The organism is Roseovarius sp. THAF9 (assembly GCF_009363715.1).
Lineage (GTDB): Bacteria > Pseudomonadota > Alphaproteobacteria > Rhodobacterales > Rhodobacteraceae > Roseovarius.
This window is the reverse complement of record NZ_CP045404.1, coordinates 1,083,132-1,101,600: the sequence shown is the minus strand read 5'-3', so window position 1 is coordinate 1,101,600 and position 18,469 is coordinate 1,083,132. Positions and strand designations below refer to the sequence as shown.

Here is an 18,469-nt window from a genome sequence, read left to right as displayed (position 1 = left end):
CTTACACCTCGTCCGGGAAATGTTTCATCGTCAGGCGAATGGGGTTGGGCGCTGCCTGGCCCAGGCCACAGATGGACGCATCCACCATGGTCTGGCTCAGTTCTTCAAGCAGCGACTGATCCCACGTGTCCGCCTGCATCAGCTTGACGGCCTTTTCACAGCCCACTCGGCAGGGTGTACACTGGCCGCAGCTTTCGTCCTCGAAGAATTTCAGCATGTTGATCGCGGCTTCCTTGGCACTGTCCTTGTCGGACAGGACCACGACGGCGGCGGACCCGATAAAGCTGCCATGCGGCTGCAAAGTATCGAAATCAAGCGGCACATCGTCCATGTGCGCAGGCAGAAGCCCCGAGGACGGACCGCCCGGCTGATAGGCCTTGAGCGTGTGACCGTCCAGCATACCGCCAGCGGCCTCGACAATGTCGAGGATGGTGGAACCGGCCGGCAGCAGGTGCACGCCCGGGTTCTTTACCCGACCCGAAACCGAGTAAGAGCGCAGCCCCTTGCGGTCGTTCTTTTCAACGCCCGACAGGATCTCGCCGCCCTCGCGCAGAACGCGGGTCACCCAATAGAGCGTCTCGACGTTGTTCACCAGCGTCGGCTTGTTGTAGACGCCGACCTGCGCCACGAATGGCGGGCGGTGCCGCGGCAGACCGCGCTTGCCCTCGATCGATTCGATCATCGCGCTTTCTTCGCCGCAGATATAGGCCCCCGCGCCGCGGCGCAGTTCGATATAGCCTTCCTCGACGATGCCCGCCTCTTCCAGCGCCTTGATCTCCTTGGCGAGGATCTTCAGCACCGCGGGATATTCGTCGCGCATGTAGATGAAGCAGGTCTTCGCCTCCACCGCCCAGGCGGCGATCAGCATGCCTTCGAGGAACAGGTGCGGCGTGCGTTCCAGATAATAGCGATCCTTGAACGTGCCGGGCTCGCCTTCGTCGCCGTTCACGGCAAGGTAACGGGGCCCGGCCTCGGCCCGCACGAATCCCCACTTCTTGCCGGACGGGAACCCCGCCCCGCCTAGTCCACGCAGGCCGCTATCAAGCAGCGTCTGCTGTATGGCCTCAAACTCGCCATCCTTGCGCAGTTCGGCCAGCTTCTCATAGCCGCCCTCGGCCTTGTAGGCCGCGAAATCCTCGTAATCGGGGACATGCGTGTGGGTGTCGCCACCGGCAATCGCCGCTTCGACCTTCTCCACCGTCGCGTTGTCGATGTGATTGTGGCCCAGTTCCAGCACTGGCGCCGTGTCGCAGCGCCCCATGCAAGGCGCGCGCAGCACGCGGACCTCGCTGGGGTCCATGCCATCCTCCAGCGCGGCCTTCAGCTGTTGCGCCCCGGCCAATTCGCAGGACAGCGAATCGCACACCCGAATAGTCAGCGCGGGCGGGGGAACCTCGCCTTCCTTGACCACGTCGAAATGCGCGTAAAACGTTGCAACTTCGTAGACTTCGGCCTGCGCGATGCGCATTTCCTCGGCCAGCGCGCGCAGATGCGCCGCCGACAGGTGGCCGTACTTGTCCTGAATCAGGTGCAAATACTCGATCAGCAGGTCGCGCCGTCTCGGGGCGTCGCCCAGAAGGTCGCGAACCTCTTCCCAAGCCTGGTCCTCAAGCTGCCGGCCCTTGGGCGTGTGCCGCCCCTTGCCTTTGCCCGACTTCCAAACGCCGCTGCGATCATCAAGTGCCATGTGGACCCTCCCGTTGCTGGGAGCACACTAAAGCATACCGTTTTCAATCAAAAATCGTATGATTCAAACCCACGATAAGCGCGCCTTATCGCAGCACCTCCTTCAGTGCCTGCACCGTGCGCAGCGCGGGACCCCGATCCGCTGTCACGAGGCTCAGGGACTTGTGCACTTCCGGCTCGACAAGCGGCAGGATACGCACGGATCGCGGGGCCCCTGTATTCTCCACCAGTACCTTGGGCACAACCGTGGCCGCTGCGCCCTGGATCGCCATCACGACACCTGCCGTCAGGCCAGACAACTCCGCCACGACGCGTGGGCGCGTGCCCACCTCCTGAAAGACCGTGTCGATGATATGCCGGTTCTGCATGCCCGGCTCCAACAGGCACAGCGGCAGGGTACCCGCTTCCTTCCAGGTGATCTCGGTCTTGTCTTCCCCCACCATCTGCGCGGGAACCAGCAGCACGTATTCCTCGTCGTCGATCGGCGTCACGCTCAGGAAACTGTGAATGGCGCTTTCGGAATTGGCGCTATCGGTGTAGGTGATGCCAGCGTCATACGTCCCTGCCTCTAGGCCGTGCAGAATAGCCAGCGAATTCATCGTCTTGACTCGCACTGTGATGCCTGGATTGGCCTCTCGCAGACGGATCACCGTCTTAGCCGCCAGCGCCGCCGCCGTCGGGATCACCGCCAGTGACAGCACGCCCGTGACGTCCCCCGGCTCGGCGCTGAATTCGGTCTCCAGCCGCTTGACGTCCTCCAGGATCTGCAAGGCATGACGCACGATGCTCTCGCCGTCCGGCGTCAGCCCTTGAAACCGGTTGCCCCGGTGGACGATCTTGGTCTCTAGGTGCTCTTCCAGCTTGGCGATCCGCATGGAAAACGCAGGCTGCGACACGCCACATTCCTCAGCGGCGCGGGCAAAGTGCTTCTGACGCGCCAGTGCCGTCAGAAATTGCAGGTCTTTGAGGTCAAGCACGTCTGCTCCATCGTCTGACGCCAGTCGTGCCGGGTTAAATCAAGCCCCGCGCCGGATGTCTATTTCAAACACGCACGCATCCGCACCGTTCGCGCAACAACACGTATGCGCCACGCGCGTATGCGGGCTGACCAACCGGCGGAACAAGGTTTCGAAAACCGCGCAATGCCAAGGACAGCCAGGGATGGCCAAAGGGTTGTCATAAATGAAGAAATACATTGGCGTGCCGATTTCGATCGCCACCTCCGCCGACCCCGCGAATGTCCACGCGTGCCGTTCGATCGCCCGCAGCAGAATAGATCCGGCGACCGATCCCGGCAGCAGCTGCAGCAGTGTGCGCGCGACCGCCGGAATACGGTTTTCAAGGATATAGAACCCGGTCCTGTGCCCGCCATCGGCCGCCACCCGCGCAGCTTCAACCGCCGGCAGCTCAGTCGTAATTGTCCGGTGAAGGTCAGAGGCCCAAACCTCCGGCACCATCTCGCTCGGCGGCGCCTCGAGCAACGGCAAAAGCCCCGCCGCGCTGAAAACGCGCCGGGTCAGGTCCATACCCCCAAGCTCGGTAAGCGCCTCCATCGTCTGCAGTATCGCATTGGGACCCACACGCGGCTCGGCCATGGTTCAGACCTCTACTTTGTCTACCCCGCCGCAGGCTTTCGTCTCGGCTTGCAGCTTTGCCAGACGCGCTTTCTCGGCCTTCACCTGATCGCGCACTGCCGCTTTGCGTTCGGCGGCCCTGGCCTTGCGATCCGCCATCGCTTCCCAGTCGGCCATCTGCGCCTCGGCGATTTGCCTGGTGTCGTCGAAATGAAAATCCACCTTCTCTTTCGATTGCGGCCCCCAATACCCAACCTTGCCCAGGTCATAGAAAGTCCGCGCGAACCCGGCCTTCGCAAAGGCGCGCAGACAGCCCAGCAGGTACTTGCGCCGAAATCCCCGCCCGCGCCACGGATAGTGGAACAATGCCTTGATCATGTAGAATCGCCGATAATTGTGCATCACCCGGTCCAGCAGCGTGGCCCGGTCCATCGCATCGGGTTTCATGATGGGCGTGACGAAATTGTATTTCTCGAAATCGAACACCTCGACCTTGTCGCGCAACTCCTGAAACAGCGGGGTGAACGGCCACGGCGTGTACATCGTCCAGTTCGCAAGGTCCGGGTTCCAGTCGCGGGCATAGCGATAGGTCTCTTCCAGCGTCTCGACGGTCTCGTTCTCCAACCCGACGATAAATTGCGCCTCGGTAAAGATATCCGCCTCGCGCAGCAGCCGGATCGCCTCCTTGTTCTCCTCGACCTTGGTTTCCTTGTTGAAACGGTCCAGCTTCAATTGGGCCGCCGCCTCGGTTCCAAGGCTGATATGCACCAGCCCCGCCCGCCGCCACAACGGCAACATGTCCATGTCGCGCTTGATGTCCGTAACCCGCGTGTTGATGCCCCATTTCACCCTTTCCGGCAGGCCGCGCCGGATCAGCTCCTCGCAGAACTCGGTGAACTTGCGCTTGTTGATGGTCGGTTCCTCGTCGGCGAGGATGAAGAAGCCGACCCCGTGGTTGTTCACAAGGTCCTCGATTTCGTCCACGACCTTCTGCGGGTCGCGCACGCGGTAATCGCGCCAGAATTTCCATTGCGAGCAGAACGAACAGGTAAATGGACAGCCCCGCGCAAGGCTCGGGATCGCCAGCCGCGTGTTCAGAGGGATGTAAATGTACTTTTCCCAATCGAGGATCGACCAGTCCGGCACGATCCCGTCGAGGTCCTTGACGGTCGAGGCCGCTTGAGTTGCAACAATCGGCCCGTCCTCGGCATAGGCGATTCCCTTGATCTTCTTTCGATCCGCCTGCCAGCGTCCGTCCTCGACCGCGCGCACGAAATCGAGGAAAACCTCCTCGCCCTCGCCGCGAACAATGGCGTCCACGTGCGGCGCTTCGGACAGGACCTGCTTGAACATGAAGGTCGCGTGCACGCCGCCCAACACCGTGATCGCACTGGGCGCTGCCTCTTTCGCGACTTCCAACGCGCGCTCCGCCTTGTAGATCGAAGGGGTGATCGCGGTCGCTCCGACGATATCGGGTTTCAGGGCCGCGATGCGCGCGCGTAACTCGTCCTCCCCGATGTCGTGGGTCATAGCGTCGATAAAATGGATATCGGTATAGCCCGCTGCTTTCAGTGGACCCGCGAGATAGGCGACCCAAGCTGGCGGCCAGTTTCCCGCGATCTCGGCACCGCCGGAATGATAATTCGGATGAATGAGCACCAGTCGCATATCTTGCACCTCCACGTGTCAACAAATATTGACACATGGAACGCTGCAAAAACTTGACTCACATCAAGTCAGAATACGTCAGAGAAGGGTTTCCGCCCGGTCGAAAATCTGCGCCGCATGTTTTTCAAGGTAAATCCGCAGCCAAGGCGTGTAGATCTCCGGCATGCTCCGGGTCCATTCGATCAGATCGTCCAGATCGACCCAAGCCGTATCCATCACCTCGTCCGGGTTCGGATTTACCGCGACGCGCTCCGTGACGTTCGCCACGAAGACATCGACCAGCTCGTGCTCAACCAACCCGCCACCCACGTCAGCGCGGTATTCGATCTGATCGCGATATGTCAGCGTCAGGCTGGTAATGCCCAACTCCTCTTCCAGCCGTCGTACCGCGCAGGCCGCGGGGTCTTCGCCCCAGTTTGGATGGGTGCAGCAGGTATTCGCCCAAAGGCCCGGCGTGTGATACTTGCCGAAGGCCCGTCGCTGGATCAGCAGTTCATTTCCACAAAGCACGAACACCGACACCGCCTTGTGCCGCAGGCCGCGCTCATGCGCTTCCAGCTTTTCGACGGCCACCAGATCGCCGCCGATCCATGTCGGGATCATCACGCTCATGTATAGGCTGCCGGTACCAGTCGCGTCAGGTGCGCCAAGTTCTTCAACCCGATCTTCAGGTGGGCCATGGGCCGCGCCTTTACCAGTTTCTTGTTCATATACGCCTCGAAGGTCAGACGCTGCACGTCGATATCATGGCACAGCGACACGAACCGCTCGCGCCGCTCGTCCGACTTGTAATAGGCATTCTGCATGGACGCCAGCACCCGGAACACCGTTTTGTGTTCCTTCATGAAAAGCTGCCGCGCCAGCCGCAGATCCTTGACCCGCCCCGATGCCAGAGACGCCGCCGCGGCCGTGGCCGCAACGCGCCCGCCGGCCATGGCATAGTAAATGCCCTCGCCCGAACTGGGCGCGACCACGCCGGCCGCATCGCCGGCCAGGACGACATCCTTGCCATTGTCCCAGCGGTCTAGCGGCTTCAGCGGGATCGGTGCGCCTTCCTTGCGGATCGTCTTGCAGTCGGCCAGCCCGCTGGCCACGCGCAGATCGGCGGTGGCCTGTTTCACGTCCACCTCTTTCACAAGCGATCCCATGCCGACGCTGGCCGATTTGCCATGCGGAAAGACCCAGCCGTAGAAATCCGGGCTGATCCGGCCGTCATAGATCACGTCGCAACGGGCTGGATCGTACTCGCCGATCTTGCCGGGCGCCGCGATGATCTCATGATAGGCGATGACATAGGGTATACGGTCGCCGCCCTCGACCTCATCCCGCGCAACGTTCGACCGCGCGCCGTCGGCGCCGATCACGAGCTTGCAGGGCATTTCACGCTCGTTCCCGCTGACTTTGTCGCGATAGATAACCTTGAGCTGTCCGTTCTCGCGCACGATCCGCTTGTATGTCCCGGTGGCGCGCACGGCACCGGCGGCCTCGGCCCGGATGCGCAGGAACTCGTCGAAATCCTCGCGATCCACCATGCCGACAAACCCATTCTCGATCGGGATATCCACCTTGCGCCCGGTGGGCGAGATCATCCGGGCGGTGGTTATCTTGGCCACCAGAAGATCCTCGGGAATATCAAAATCCACGATCAGCCGCGGCGGGATTGCACCGCCGCACGGCTTGATCCTGCTGGCCCGATCCAGCAGCGCCACATTGTGGCCAGACCGCGCGAGGTCTTCTGCCGCCGTGGCCCCGCTCGGGCCACCCCCTACCACCACAACGTCATACATCGCTCATTCTCCCGGTTGAAGCAGCGGCGCGTGCGGCCGGTGCAGGATGCGCACCGCCACCAACGCTGCGGCCAAGAACAAAACGGCCTCAAGGCCGAAGACGGCAGCATAGGCCGCGCCGTCGCTCATTATCGCGCGGGTCAAGTCAAGCGTGCCCGTGGCAATCAGCCCCGCCAGCCCGGCCGCAACCGCCTGGGCTGCCCCGAAGACACCCATCCGCGTGCCGGTGGCGCCCTCCTGCGCCGCGGCCAGCCGCATCATAGATCCGATGGCGCCCACCACGAACAACCCGTTGCCGAGCCCAAGGATAACCGTGAACGGCACCAGCGCCGCCCCTGCGCCAAGGCCCATCAGGCCCACGGCGGATACCACGCAACCGGCCACGGCCCATGTTCGCAAGCTGCCCAGCCTGAAGGTCGAGAACGCTCCAGCCATCAGCATACCCAAAAGGGCCGCGCCGTCCTTGCCCCCCGACAGTTTTGTCGACTCGTCGGGGCTCAGCCCGTGAATGTGACCCGCGAAGGGCTCCAACACCAATTCGCTCAGGTAAAAGGCTAGGATCGAAAGAAACACGAACCCGGTGAACGCCTTTGCCGCCGGGTCTTCCCACGTGGCGCGCAGTGCCGGTCCCAGCTTTGGCTCCTGTGGTGCGGGCACGGCGCCCAGCCGGCGCTCGACGCCCCATGTGGCGATCAACGCCGTTGCGAAACATGCCGTGGCGACGAGCGGCACGACAAGCATCAAACGTTCGGGACCGTAGGGTTTCAGCGCGACACCCGCGCCCACCGACGCCGCAATCGCGCCCGCGATTAGCATCAGCCAGGCAAACGTGGCCGCCGCGCCTTTCTTGTCGTCCGGTGCCGCCGTCGCCAGCAACGCCAGGAACGAGGTGCCCGCTGCTCCGATCCCGAACCCGATCAGCGCATAAGCAACGATCCAGACCGCAATCGCGACCTGCGTACTCGGCGCAAAGGCGATTGCCCAGGCCGTCAGCACAAGCCCCGCGCCTACCACGAGCGTTCCGCCCAGAATGAACGGTGTCCGCCCGCCCCTGGCATCCGAGCGGTGCCCCCAGATGGGCCGCGACAGTTGAACGGCGTAGTGCAGCGCTACCAGGAACCCCGGCAACAGCGCAGGCAACGCCAGCTCGACCGTCATCAACCTGTTGAACAGGTTCACCGGCAGGGCCGCCATCCCGCCGATCGCGGCGTTGGCCAGACACAGCCGTGCGATACCGCCCCATCCCAGCGTCATACCAACCCCCTTACCGCAAAGGCCGCAACCATCATGCCGCTGACATAAAGCGTGACGCCCGTGCCGTTATACCAAGGCGCGCGGCCTTTGGGATCGGACAGCAATACGCGCATCGCCCAAAGCTGAACCCCCAGCAGCGCGGCAATCGCTGCGGCGTGATACATCTGTCCCCACCACACCAACGCTGCGATCACCGCAAGTTGCGGGACCGCCATGATCCAGCAGGCCACGCGCGCCGCGCGTTCCGGGCCGAGCGAAACGGGCAGGGAGTTCACCCCTGTTTGCCGGTCTCCCTCCAAAGCCTTGAAATCGTTGAGCGTCATGATCCCGTGCGCGCCCACGGCATAAAGCAGCGCCAGAACCGCGATCTGCCATGCCGGCGCGCCGGCCGACAATACGGCAGCCCCGGTGAACCACGGCAACCCCTCGTAGCACAGCGCAACCAGGCCCGGCCCCCACCAACCCGATTTCTTCATCCGGACAGGTTCGGCCGAATAGGCCCAGGCCGCCAGCACACCGAACACCGTCGCGCCAAAGCCCCACGGGCCCAGCGTCGCCCCCAGCGCCAGCGCAGCAATACTCATGAAAAGGGCAATCCACAGGCCCCAGCGTCCGGGGATGCGGCCCGACGGGATCGGGCGGCCAGGTTCGTTGATCGCATCCACGTGCCGGTCGCACCAGTCATTTGCCGCCTGGCTCATACCGCAGACCACCGGCCCGGCCAACACCATGCCGATCAGTACCAGCCAGGGCGCCGACATCACCGGCACCCCGCTGGAAACGACGCCGCACAGATAGGCCCAGACCGGCGGGAACCACGTGATCGGTTTGATCAGGGTCAGGGTGGCGCGCGGTTCGGGCCAGCGGCGCGACGCACGTATGCCCAATGAGACACTCATAGTGTCAAGTATGGTTTACAACTCGGATTCGCGAAAGGTCTTTTTTGAGAGCATTGGCGCTGCGCGCCCAAATCCTTTCACAAAGGATTTGCCAAAAGCTTTGAGATAGCTTTTGGCTGCCTATTCGTCGGCAGTCGAATTGATCAAACCGTACTTACGTAATTTCACGTAAAGGCTCTGGCGCGACAGACCCAGCATTTCGGCCGCCGCGACCCGGTTGTTTCCGGTCAACTGCACCGCCGTTTCGATGCACAACTTCTCGATCACGTCCGATGTGGCCGACACGAGCTCTTTCAACGAGGCTGTCCCGACTAGGTCCATGACGTTCTTCATCGCTTCTTCGCTGACCACGCTTGTGACCTCGGCATCCGCGCCTTCATTCAGCGACGTGTTTCTCAGGATGAAGCCATAACCGAAATCGCCGGCCGGGTCGCGCAGCCGAGCGACCGATACATCGACACTCGACCGAGTTCCGACGATGCTGGCCAACTGGGTGGCGTAGTTGCTCAGCCGGCCCTGCTTGGCCGCCGTCTCAAGCATCAGCTTGGTATCCACGGCACCGCGCACCAAGAAATCCGCAAGGTCGCTGTCACGGACATCGCGCAACTGCGCGGCATCCGCCATGGTCAAAAATGCCTCATTGGCATCGCGGATCACACCCTTGCCATCGGTGATCACGATCGCGTCGCTGGTGGCGGAATAAAGCGCGCCAATCACCTGCGCGGATTCAGCCGCTGTTCCGACGTCACCCGCCGTGGGCCGCACGCGGCACAGCATGTAAAGCTCGCCTGCCGCACGGAAAAAATCGGGGTAGAGCTTCAGTTCGCGTTCGTTGCGTCGCGCCACAAGCTCGATGCCCCGCGCCTCGCGCGATCCGGCCGCGCTGCGCATGGCGTCCATCAGTTCTTCGCGCCGCCGCCCGTCGAACGCCTGGGCCAGCGAGGATCCGCTCAGCGTATCGACATTCGTGCCCAAAAGCATTGCCGCTGCACTGTTCAAGTCGCGGATGCGGCCCTTTTCCGGCTCGACGAGGATCATCGGTGTCTCGGACGTCTCCAGCACGACATGATAGAACGTTTGCTCACCGCGCAGCCGCTGCTGGTCGCGTTCGCGCGCCGTTTGCTCAGCAACCAAGCGCTGCTGGACCTCCGCAATTGGCTGCATGTCGCGTCCAAGCAATAGAAAGCCCCCGTCATACACCCTGTGCAAGGTATAGCGGATTGGGAATTCCCAGGTTGCATTGTCGATATGATTCAGCTCAAGCCCCCGAGACGTCAGGTCGGGATTGACGCGCATTTCTTCCAGTCGCAGCTCGAGCTTTTCCTTACTTTCAACAGTAAGGAATTTTTCGAACGGCCGCCCAACCCAATGGTCAAGGCACCCAAGCGACGGACAGTCGGGATTTACGGAAATGCCGGCGACCTCACCATCGTCGGCCACGTAGACGGCCACGTCACCGGCCTGCTCCACGATATTGTGCACCCCGGAAGGATCGGGCAATGCCCCGGCGCGTAATCGCTCAGACTTCCGAGTCTCACGGGTCATCAGACCACTCCGCCAATCCCCAAACCAAGTAACATCAGATCGCCCCGCTGAACGGCAACGCCTCTGCTACACTCGACAGGCCACATTTTTCAATCGCTTCACGCGCAGTGCGAACCGCATGATCCGCGCCGGTCTTTGAGACGGCCTTCGGATCTGCCTCGACAGCCCGCCCGCCGATCACGATCGGTGGCATATAGTTAGCATTTGAGCGGAGGTAATCTATAAGTTCGGTGGTCTTTTCAACCGAATTCCGCGTTGCAACCGATATTCCGATCATCGCGAAGCGCCGGGTGCCCGAAAGTTCAGCCAATTCCTCCCGCGTCAGGCCAATCGCCATGTGAACCCAAAGCCCATGCTGACGCAGGTTGTCGGCTGCGACAAAAGCGCCTAGCGCATGCTGCTCGAAGTGCGGCACGACCATCAGAACGGATTGACCAAGCGGGATGCTTCGGTCGCTCCACTGCGCCGAAGCGCGATCTCCATTATCGCGAAAAAGCCCCTGCAAACGCGAGGCGCCGACGGTGACATCGACGAAACTCGCCCGATCACTGACCCAAAGCTCACCAAGATAGGCCGAAGCGGCCGGGATGTAAGACTGAAATATCTCTTCGCTGCTGACACCGGTTGCCATCAACGAAGCGATGACCGCCCGATAGCCGCTGTCGGACTCCGACATCAGCGCTTCGCACAGCCTTTCGACCCACTCCTCCCGCGTCCGCGGCTCGGATCGGGTCGTATTTGAAATGACTGTTCTCAGCGCTGATTCCACGAGAAACCGGATGGCCGGTTGCTGGGTCTTCGAAAGGCCGGAGCCTTTTCTGTCAGAGGACTCTCCCACGCGCTTCTCCCCGGCGTTCGACAACATGACTGCGCCCGCAGGCACCGGGCACACATGAAGCCCGAACTAGTCTGCGCCCACCGGGCTTCAATGTCAATTTTTCCTGACATACACGTATGACGCGACCATCCAATCCTTTGTTTTCCAGAACTTTATTTCTTTGGTCCAAGATCTGGGCGGTGCGACAACACCATTAAAAACAATGAATCTTCGAGTCGCGCGCCGTTCTCTCGTGTCGATTCATCGCAACGGGTCAAGGTGTAAATTTTAGTTGACACTTTGAAGCCCAAACCCCTAGCATCGTGCAACGACCTTACGGTCTGCGAGGGGGAGTCAATGACGCTTCAAGCGCCACCAAAAACAAGCCCGGGCCTGCTCTACACACCTGAACAGCGCGCCCGTCGCGATGCCAGTATCTGGACCCTGGTTCAGGGCGTTCTCGCGCCCGCTCAATTCCTTGTCTTCCTCGTCTCGCTTGTCCTCGTGCTGCGCTACCTTTGGACGGGCGAAGGCTACGCGCTGGCCACGTGGTCGATCCTGATCAAGACCGGCTTTCTCTACCTGATCATGGTCACCGGTGCGATCTGGGAAAAAGTCGTTTTCGGTCAATACCTTTTCGCCCACGCTTTCTTCTGGGAGGACGTGTTCAGCTTCGCGGTCATCGCGTTGCACACGGCCTATCTCTGGGCGCTTTTCACGGCCGCATTCTCCCCTCAAGGTTTGATGATCCTAGCGCTCGCGGCCTATGCCGCCTACGCGATCAACGCCACCCAGTTCGTGCTCAAATTACGCGCCGCGCGGCTTCAATCGGCAAGCGCGCCAGAGGTGCTGGCATGACCAAAGACTCCACTCCTCTTCTGGCCACCGGATGCCGCGACGCCCCGGTTCTGAAACAGCGCGGCCAGCACGAAGTCTTTTGCGGACTGACGGGAATCATCTGGCTGCACCGCAAGATGCAGGATGCGTTCTTCCTTGTTGTGGGCAGCCGCACCTGCGCCCATCTGCTGCAATCCGCCGCCGGCGTGATGATCTTCGCCGAGCCGCGCTTCGGCACCGCGATTCTCGAGGAAACCGATCTTGCCGGCCTTGCTGACGCACAGGTCGAGCTTGAGCGCGAGGTCGCCCGCCTGCTGGAGCGCCGCAAGGACATCCGCCAGCTTTTCCTCGTGGGCTCCTGCCCGTCCGAAGTGATCAAGCTGGATCTTGCCCGCGCCGCGGAAAAGCTGTCGCTGCAACACGCCCCGCACGTGCGGGTGCTGAATTACTCGGGCTCTGGCATCGAAACCACCTTTACCGAAGGGGAGGATGCCTGCCTTGCCTCGATGGTCCCGGTCCTGCCGGACAGCGACGAGCGCCAGCTTCTCGTAGTTGGAGCGCTGCCCGATGTGGTCGAAGACCAGATGCTCGACCTTCTGTCCAAGATGGGCATCGACAACGTGAAAGTGCTGCCAGCGCGTCGCGCCGACAGCACTCTCGCGGTTGGTCCCAACACCTCTTTCATCCTCACCCAGCCTTTCCTTGGCGGCACCCTCGCCGCACTTGGAAAGCGCGGGGCGCGTCACATTCCTGCGCCTTTCCCGTTCGGCGAAGAAGGCACCACCGCGTGGCTTCGCGCCGTGGCAATGGAGTTCGGTGTCGACATCACCCTGTTCGACACTGTAACACACGCGCCCCGCGCACGGGCCAAAAAAGCGATCTCGCAGGCGGCGGAGAAACTGGACGGCAAATCCGTCTTCTTTTTCCCCGACAGCCAGCTTGAGATTCCGCTGGCCCGGTTTCTCACCCGCGAATGCGGGATGACCGCCGTCGAAGTGGGCGCGCCCTATATCCACAAAGGGGTTGTCGACCCGGACCTCGACTTGCTGGAAGAGGGTCCAACACTCTCGGAGGGCCAAGACGTCGAGATGCAGCTCGACCGCTGCCGCGCGGCGCAACCCGATCTGACGGTCTGCGGTCTTGGCCTTGCCAACCCGCTCGAGGCCGAAGGGCTGGCAACCAAGTGGGCCATCGAACTGGTCTTCACCCCGGTGCATTTCTACGAACAGGCCGGTGACCTTGCCGGCCTCTTCTCGCGCCCCCTGCATCGCCGCGCCAAGCTGCGGCTGGAGGCGGCCGAATGAAGCTGTCGGTCTGGACATACGAAGGCCCGCCGCATGTTGGCGCCCTGCGCGTCGCCACAGCGATGAAGGGCCTGCACTACGTTCTGCACGCGCCGCAGGGCGACACCTATGCCGACCTGCTCTTCACCATGATCGAGCGGCGCAACCATCGCCCGCCCGTCACGTATACGACATTTCAGGCCCGCGATCTGGGCGCAGACACGGCAAACCTTTTCAAGACCGCGGCTCAAGCGGCCTATGAGCGGTTTCAGCCCCAAGCCATGATCGTCGGGGCCTCCTGCACCGCCGAACTGATCCAGGACGATCCCGGCGGCATGGCCGAACAGATGGGCCTGCCCTGCCCGGTCATCGCGCTGGAACTGCCCAGCTACCAGCGCAAGGAAAACTTCGGCGCGGATGAGACACTATTCCAACTGGTACGTCACCTTGCGAAACCGATGGAGCGCACGGGCCACGTCACCGCCAACCTGATCGGCCCCACCGCCCTCGGCTTTCGCCACCGCGACGACATCACCGAGGTCAGCGCCCTGCTCGAGGACATGGGCATTTCGGTCAATGTCTGCGCGCCTTTCAATGCGACGCCCGAGGATCTTACCCGGCTGGGCGCCGCACACTTCAATGTCCTGATGTACCCCGAAACCGGCGAGGCCGCATGCCGCTGGATGGAACGTGAACTGGACCAACCCTTTACGAAAACTATCCCGATCGGCGTCGGCGCCACCCGCGATTTCATCGCCGAGGTCGCCGAGATCACGGGGCAACAGCCAAACCTCGACGACAGCCGCCTGCGCCTGCCGTGGTACTCGGCCTCGGTCGATTCCACCTACCTCACCGGCAAACGCGTGTTCCTCTTTGGCGACGGCACGCATGTCGCCGCCGCCGCCCGCGTCGCCCGCGACGAGATGGGGTTCGAGGTGGTCGGTCTTGGCTGCTACAACCGCGAGATGGCCCGCCCGATCCGGGCTTTGGCCAAGGACTACGGCGTCGAGGCGCTGATCACCGACGATTACCTCGACGTGGAACAGCGGATCGAGGAACTGGCGCCCGAGATGATTCTCGGAACGCAGATGGAACGCCATATCGGCAAGCGCCTCGGCATCCCCTGCGCCGTCATCTCCGCTCCCGTCCACGTGCAGGATTTCCCCGCCCGCTACAGCCCGCAAATGGGCATCGAAGGCGCAAACGTCATCTTCGACACTTGGGTACACCCGCTGGTCATGGGGCTGGAAGAGCACCTGTTGCACATGTTCCGCGACGACTTCGAATTCCACGACGACGCGGGGGCCAGCCATCACGGACACAAAGCCAAACCCGCGCCGCAACCTGAAAAAGCTGAAGAACCGCAGCCTGCGAACGACAACAGTTCGATCACATGGCTCGACGACGCGGAAAAAGAACTGAAGAAGATCCCCTTCTTCGTGCGCGGCAAGGCCCGCCGCAACACCGAAACCTTCGCCGCCGAACGCGGCATGACCCAGATCAGCCTCGATACACTGTACGAAGCAAAGGCCCATTATGCGCGATGACGCCATGATAACCCGGCCTTACAAGGTCGTGATCCTGACGCTGGACAGCCATGCGGCCGGCCCCTGTGAACGGGCGGCCCTGAATCTCGGCATGGATTTCCCGGGGCTGGAGCTTAAGGTCCATGCAGCCGCCGAATGGGGTGAAAGCGACGCCGCCCTGGCCGCCGCCCGCGCCGACATCGCTTCGGGTGACATCCTCATCGCAAACCTTCTTTTCCTCGAAGATCATATCAACGCGATCCTGCCTGACCTCGAAGCGCGGCGCGAGGATTGCGACGCGCTTGCGGGCATCATAGCCGATGCAAAAATCGTACGCCTGACCCGTATGGGCACGCTCGACATGCAGGCGCCGGAATCCGGCACCCGCAAGCTGATGAAAAAGCTGCGCGGCCAGACAAAGCAGAATGTCGACAGCGGCGCCAAGAAGATGAAGATGCTGCGCCGCCTGCCGCGCATCCTCAAATTGATCCCGGGCAAGGCCCAGGACCTGCGCGCATGGTTTCTGACGATGCAATACTGGCTCGGCGCGTCTGACGAGAATGTCGAGGGCCTTATCCGCTTCTTGATCTCGCGCTACTGCCGCCATGACGCGTGGCGCGGCGCTCGCGTGGCCCTGCCGGTGGAATATCCCGATACCGGGCTTTACCACCCCGACCTGCCCGACCGAATCACCACCGATCCCGCCGACCTGCCCGGCCACATCCCCGGCGCGCCCACTGTCGGCCTCCTGATGATGCGTTCCTACGTGCTCTCGGGCGACACCGCGCATTACGACGCCGTCATCCGTACACTCAATACGCGCGGCCTGAATGTCTTGCCCGCCTTCGCGGGCGGTCTCGATGGGCGTCCCGCCATCGACGCATTCTTCCGGACTGACGCCGGCCCGAAGATCGACGCGCTGGTTTCCCTCACCGGGTTCAGCCTTGTCGGCGGCCCGGCTTATAACGACAACGACGCGGCCATTTCCGTGCTCAAGGACCTTGATCTGCCCTACATCGCCGCCCATCCGCTGGAATTCCAGACGCTGGGCCAGTGGGCCGACTCGCCCCAAGGCCTCGGCCCGATCGAAACGACGATGCTTATCGCGCTACCCGAACTCGACGGCGCGACCTGTCCGACGGTCTTTGCCGGCCGCCACGGCCCCGAGGGCTGCGACGGCTGCGCCCATGCCTGCAAGGCGGCTCCGGACAACAAGGCCATGGCGCCCTGCCCCGAGCGCATCGACAGCCTTGTCGAGAAGACTGAACGCCTCATTCGCCTGCGCCGCCGCAAGCTGGCGGAAAAGAAAGTCGCAATCGTACTCTTTGGCTTTCCGCCGAACGCGGGTGCCGTGGGCACTGCCGCCTACCTGTCCGTCTTTGAAAGCCTGCACAACACCATGCTGGAAATGCAGACCCAGGGCTACGAAATCGAGGTACCCGAAACCGTCGACGCCCTGCGCGCCGCCGTCCTGCAAGGCAACGCCGCCCAATATGGTCAAGAGGCCAACGTCGCCGCCCATGTCAGCGCCGACACCATAGTGGCAAACACGTCCCATCTTTCCGAGATCGAAGAGGTCTGGGGTCCCGCTCCCGGCAAGGTGCAATCCGACGGGCGCGGCGTTTTCGTGCTGGGACAGGATTTCGGCAACGTCTTCGTCGGCGTCCAGCCCGCTTTCGGCTACGAAGGCGATCCGATGCGCCTGCTCTTTGAGCGCGGCTTCGCGCCCACCCATGCCTTCGTGCAGTTCTACCAGTGGCTTCGCGACACCTACCAGGCCGACGCCATCCTGCATTTCGGCATGCATGGCGCGCTGGAATTCATGCCGGGCAAGCAGGCGGGTCTTGGCGCCCGCGACTGGCCCGACCGCCTGATCGGCGAGATGCCCAACATCTACCTCTACGCCGCCAACAACCCGTCCGAGGCCAGCCTCGCCAAGCGCCGTTCGGGCGCCGTCACCATTTCACACCTCACCCCGCCCCTGGCCACCGCCGGCCTCTACAAGGGGCTGGCCGAGCTGAAAGAAAGCCTGACCCGCTGGCGCGCCACGCGCCCCGGCGCATCCGAACGCACCGATCTGGAAACGCTCATCGCCGAACAGGCTGAAGCCGTCGACCTAGGTGATACCGATCCCGAAACGCTCTGGCTAAAACTGCTGGAAACCGAGGATGCGCTGATCCCCGAGGGCCTGCACGTGGTGGGGCGCCCCATGTCCGACACGGCCCGCGCCGAGTATCTCGATCTCATGGCCGACGCCGATGCTGAGACGCGCGCAACCGCCGACTCTCACCTCAAGCAAAGCACCGAGATCCCCGCCATCCTGCACGCGCTGTCCGGCGGCTACACAGCGCCAGTCCATGGCGGCGACCTCGTCCGCTCACCCGACATTCTGCCCACGGGCCGAAACATCCACGCATTCGACCCGTTCCGGATGCCTTCGGAATTCGCTTGCCGCGAAGGCGCGGCGCAGGCGCAGCTTCTGCTTGAAACGCACAAGACCCTGCCGCGCACCGTGGCGATCGTCCTCTGGGGCTCCGACAACATCAAATCCGACGGCTCACAACTGGCGCAGGCGCTGGCGCTCATGGGCGCCGCCCCCCGTTTCGACAGTTTCGGCCGGCTCTGCGGGGCGGACCTGATCCCACTCGCGGAACTGGGCCGCCCGCGTATCGACGTCATCATGACCCTCTCGGGCATCTTCCGCGATCTTCTGCCCCTGCAAACCAAGCTGTTGGCCGAAGCTGCGCTCAAGGCCGCGAAGGCCGACGAGCCGGTCGAGCAGAACTATATCCGCGCCCACGCGCTGGCCTATGCCGAGAAGATCGGCTGCGACCTGCAAACCGCTGCCCTGCGCGTCTTCTCCAACGCCGAAGGCGCCTATGGCTCGAACGTCAACATGATGGTCGACAGTTCCGCCTTCGATGACGAGGACGAGCTGGCTGACGCCTATCTCTCGCGCAAGTCCTTCGCCTACGGCGTCGACGGCAAGGCGGCGGCCAACGATAAACTGCTGCAAACCGCCTTGGGCGACGTGGAACTGGCCTACCAGAACCTCGAATCCGTCGAGCTTGGCGTTACCACGGTCGATCACTATTTCGACACGCTGGGCGGCATCTCGCGCGCGGTCAAACGCGCACGCGGCGGTGAAGAGGCGGCGATCTACATCTCCGACACGACCCGCGGCGCGGGCAAGGTGCGCACGCTGGCCGACCAGGTCTCACTGGAATCCCGCTCGCGCGCGCTCAATCCCAAGTTTCACGAGGCGCTGCTTCAACACGGTGCCGAAGGCGTCCGCCAGATCGAAAGCGCCTTCACCAACACGATGGGCTGGTCGGCCACCACCGGACAGGTCGAACCCTGGGTCTACCAGCGACTTTCCGAGACCTTCATACTGGATGCGGACATGCGCCAGCGCCTCGCGGATCTCAACCCTACCGCTTCTTCGCGCATGGCCAACCGCCTGCTCGAAGCCCACGACCGCGCCTATTGGCAGCCCGACGAGGACACCCTCTCGGCCCTGCGCAACGCCGCCGACTCCCTCGAAGATCACCTCGAAGGGGTCGCAGCAGAATGACACGTAACCCCGAAAGGAC

The 18,469-nt window shown here is 62.7% G+C and carries 14 protein-coding genes; 4 read left to right on the top strand and 10 right to left on the bottom strand.

The genetic code is table 11. The annotated features are described in order from the left end of the window. Window position 1 precedes the first annotated feature (1 nt). From FIU86_RS05390 to FIU86_RS05345, 10 genes are all read right to left on the bottom strand, one after another. Window positions 2-1,687 (bottom strand): NAD(P)H-dependent oxidoreductase subunit E, encoded by a 1,686-nt coding sequence (locus FIU86_RS05390; protein ID WP_152474130.1) that lies wholly within the window; start codon window positions 1,685-1,687, stop codon window positions 2-4. 85 nt (window positions 1,688-1,772) lie between these two features. After that, complete coding sequence (locus FIU86_RS05385) at window positions 1,773-2,663, bottom strand: LysR family transcriptional regulator (RefSeq protein ID WP_152474129.1); 891 nt, start codon at window positions 2,661-2,663, stop codon at window positions 1,773-1,775. Window positions 2,664-2,702: 39 nt separating this feature from the next. Further along, window positions 2,703-3,281 carry a bacteriochlorophyll 4-vinyl reductase gene (gene bchJ, locus FIU86_RS05380; protein WP_152474128.1) on the bottom strand — a complete coding sequence of 193 codons (579 nt, stop codon included), beginning with the start codon at window positions 3,279-3,281 and terminating at the stop codon, window positions 2,703-2,705. A 3-nt stretch (window positions 3,282-3,284) separates the two neighbouring features. Further along, on the bottom strand, window positions 3,285-4,928 hold the full coding sequence (bchE, locus tag FIU86_RS05375; RefSeq protein WP_152474127.1) for a magnesium-protoporphyrin IX monomethyl ester anaerobic oxidative cyclase: 1,644 nt from the start codon (window positions 4,926-4,928) through the stop codon (window positions 3,285-3,287). A 78-nt stretch (window positions 4,929-5,006) separates the two neighbouring features. Further along, the gene (idi, locus tag FIU86_RS05370) at window positions 5,007-5,540 is read right to left on the bottom strand and encodes an isopentenyl-diphosphate Delta-isomerase (protein ID WP_152474126.1); all 534 of its coding nucleotides are present in this window, start codon (window positions 5,538-5,540) and stop codon (window positions 5,007-5,009) included. Continuing rightward, complete coding sequence (locus FIU86_RS05365; RefSeq protein WP_152474125.1) at window positions 5,537-6,715, bottom strand: geranylgeranyl diphosphate reductase; 1,179 nt, start codon at window positions 6,713-6,715, stop codon at window positions 5,537-5,539. The genes idi and FIU86_RS05365 overlap by 4 nt, the downstream gene beginning before the upstream one ends. Window positions 6,716-6,718: 3 nt before the next feature. Beyond that, window positions 6,719-7,969 carry a BCD family MFS transporter gene (locus FIU86_RS05360; protein ID WP_152474124.1) on the bottom strand — a complete coding sequence of 417 codons (1,251 nt, stop codon included), beginning with the start codon at window positions 7,967-7,969 and terminating at the stop codon, window positions 6,719-6,721. Next, the gene (gene chlG / locus FIU86_RS05355) at window positions 7,966-8,868 is read right to left on the bottom strand and encodes a chlorophyll synthase ChlG (RefSeq protein WP_152474123.1); all 903 of its coding nucleotides are present in this window, start codon (window positions 8,866-8,868) and stop codon (window positions 7,966-7,968) included. Before chlG ends, FIU86_RS05360 begins: the two co-directional genes overlap by 4 nt. 120 nt (window positions 8,869-8,988) lie before the next feature. Continuing rightward, window positions 8,989-10,413 carry a transcriptional regulator PpsR gene (ppsR, locus tag FIU86_RS05350; protein WP_152474122.1) on the bottom strand — a complete coding sequence of 475 codons (1,425 nt, stop codon included), beginning with the start codon at window positions 10,411-10,413 and terminating at the stop codon, window positions 8,989-8,991. Between the two features lie 34 nt (window positions 10,414-10,447). Further along, window positions 10,448-11,278 carry a B12-binding domain-containing protein gene (locus tag FIU86_RS05345; RefSeq protein WP_152474121.1) on the bottom strand — a complete coding sequence of 277 codons (831 nt, stop codon included), beginning with the start codon at window positions 11,276-11,278 and terminating at the stop codon, window positions 10,448-10,450. Between the two features lie 309 nt (window positions 11,279-11,587). On the opposite strand from FIU86_RS05345, the gene bchF reads away from it, so the two are divergent. The 4 genes from bchF to FIU86_RS05325 are packed head-to-tail and all read left to right on the top strand — an operon-like array spanning window position 11,588 to window position 18,450. Then, window positions 11,588-12,088, top strand: coding sequence for a 2-vinyl bacteriochlorophyllide hydratase (gene bchF, locus FIU86_RS05340; RefSeq protein WP_152474120.1), 501 nt, complete (start codon window positions 11,588-11,590; stop codon window positions 12,086-12,088). Further along, window positions 12,085-13,371, top strand: a complete 1,287-nt coding sequence (locus FIU86_RS05335) for a ferredoxin:protochlorophyllide reductase (ATP-dependent) subunit N (protein WP_152474119.1) — start codon at window positions 12,085-12,087, stop codon at window positions 13,369-13,371. Before bchF ends, FIU86_RS05335 begins: the two co-directional genes overlap by 4 nt. Next, on the top strand, window positions 13,368-14,897 hold the full coding sequence (gene bchB, locus FIU86_RS05330) for a ferredoxin:protochlorophyllide reductase (ATP-dependent) subunit B (RefSeq protein ID WP_152474118.1): 1,530 nt from the start codon (window positions 13,368-13,370) through the stop codon (window positions 14,895-14,897). The genes FIU86_RS05335 and bchB overlap by 4 nt, the downstream gene beginning before the upstream one ends. After that, window positions 14,887-18,450 (top strand): magnesium chelatase subunit H, encoded by a 3,564-nt coding sequence (locus FIU86_RS05325; RefSeq protein ID WP_152474117.1) that lies wholly within the window; start codon window positions 14,887-14,889, stop codon window positions 18,448-18,450. Before bchB ends, FIU86_RS05325 begins: the two co-directional genes overlap by 11 nt. Window positions 18,451-18,469 lie beyond the last annotated feature (19 nt).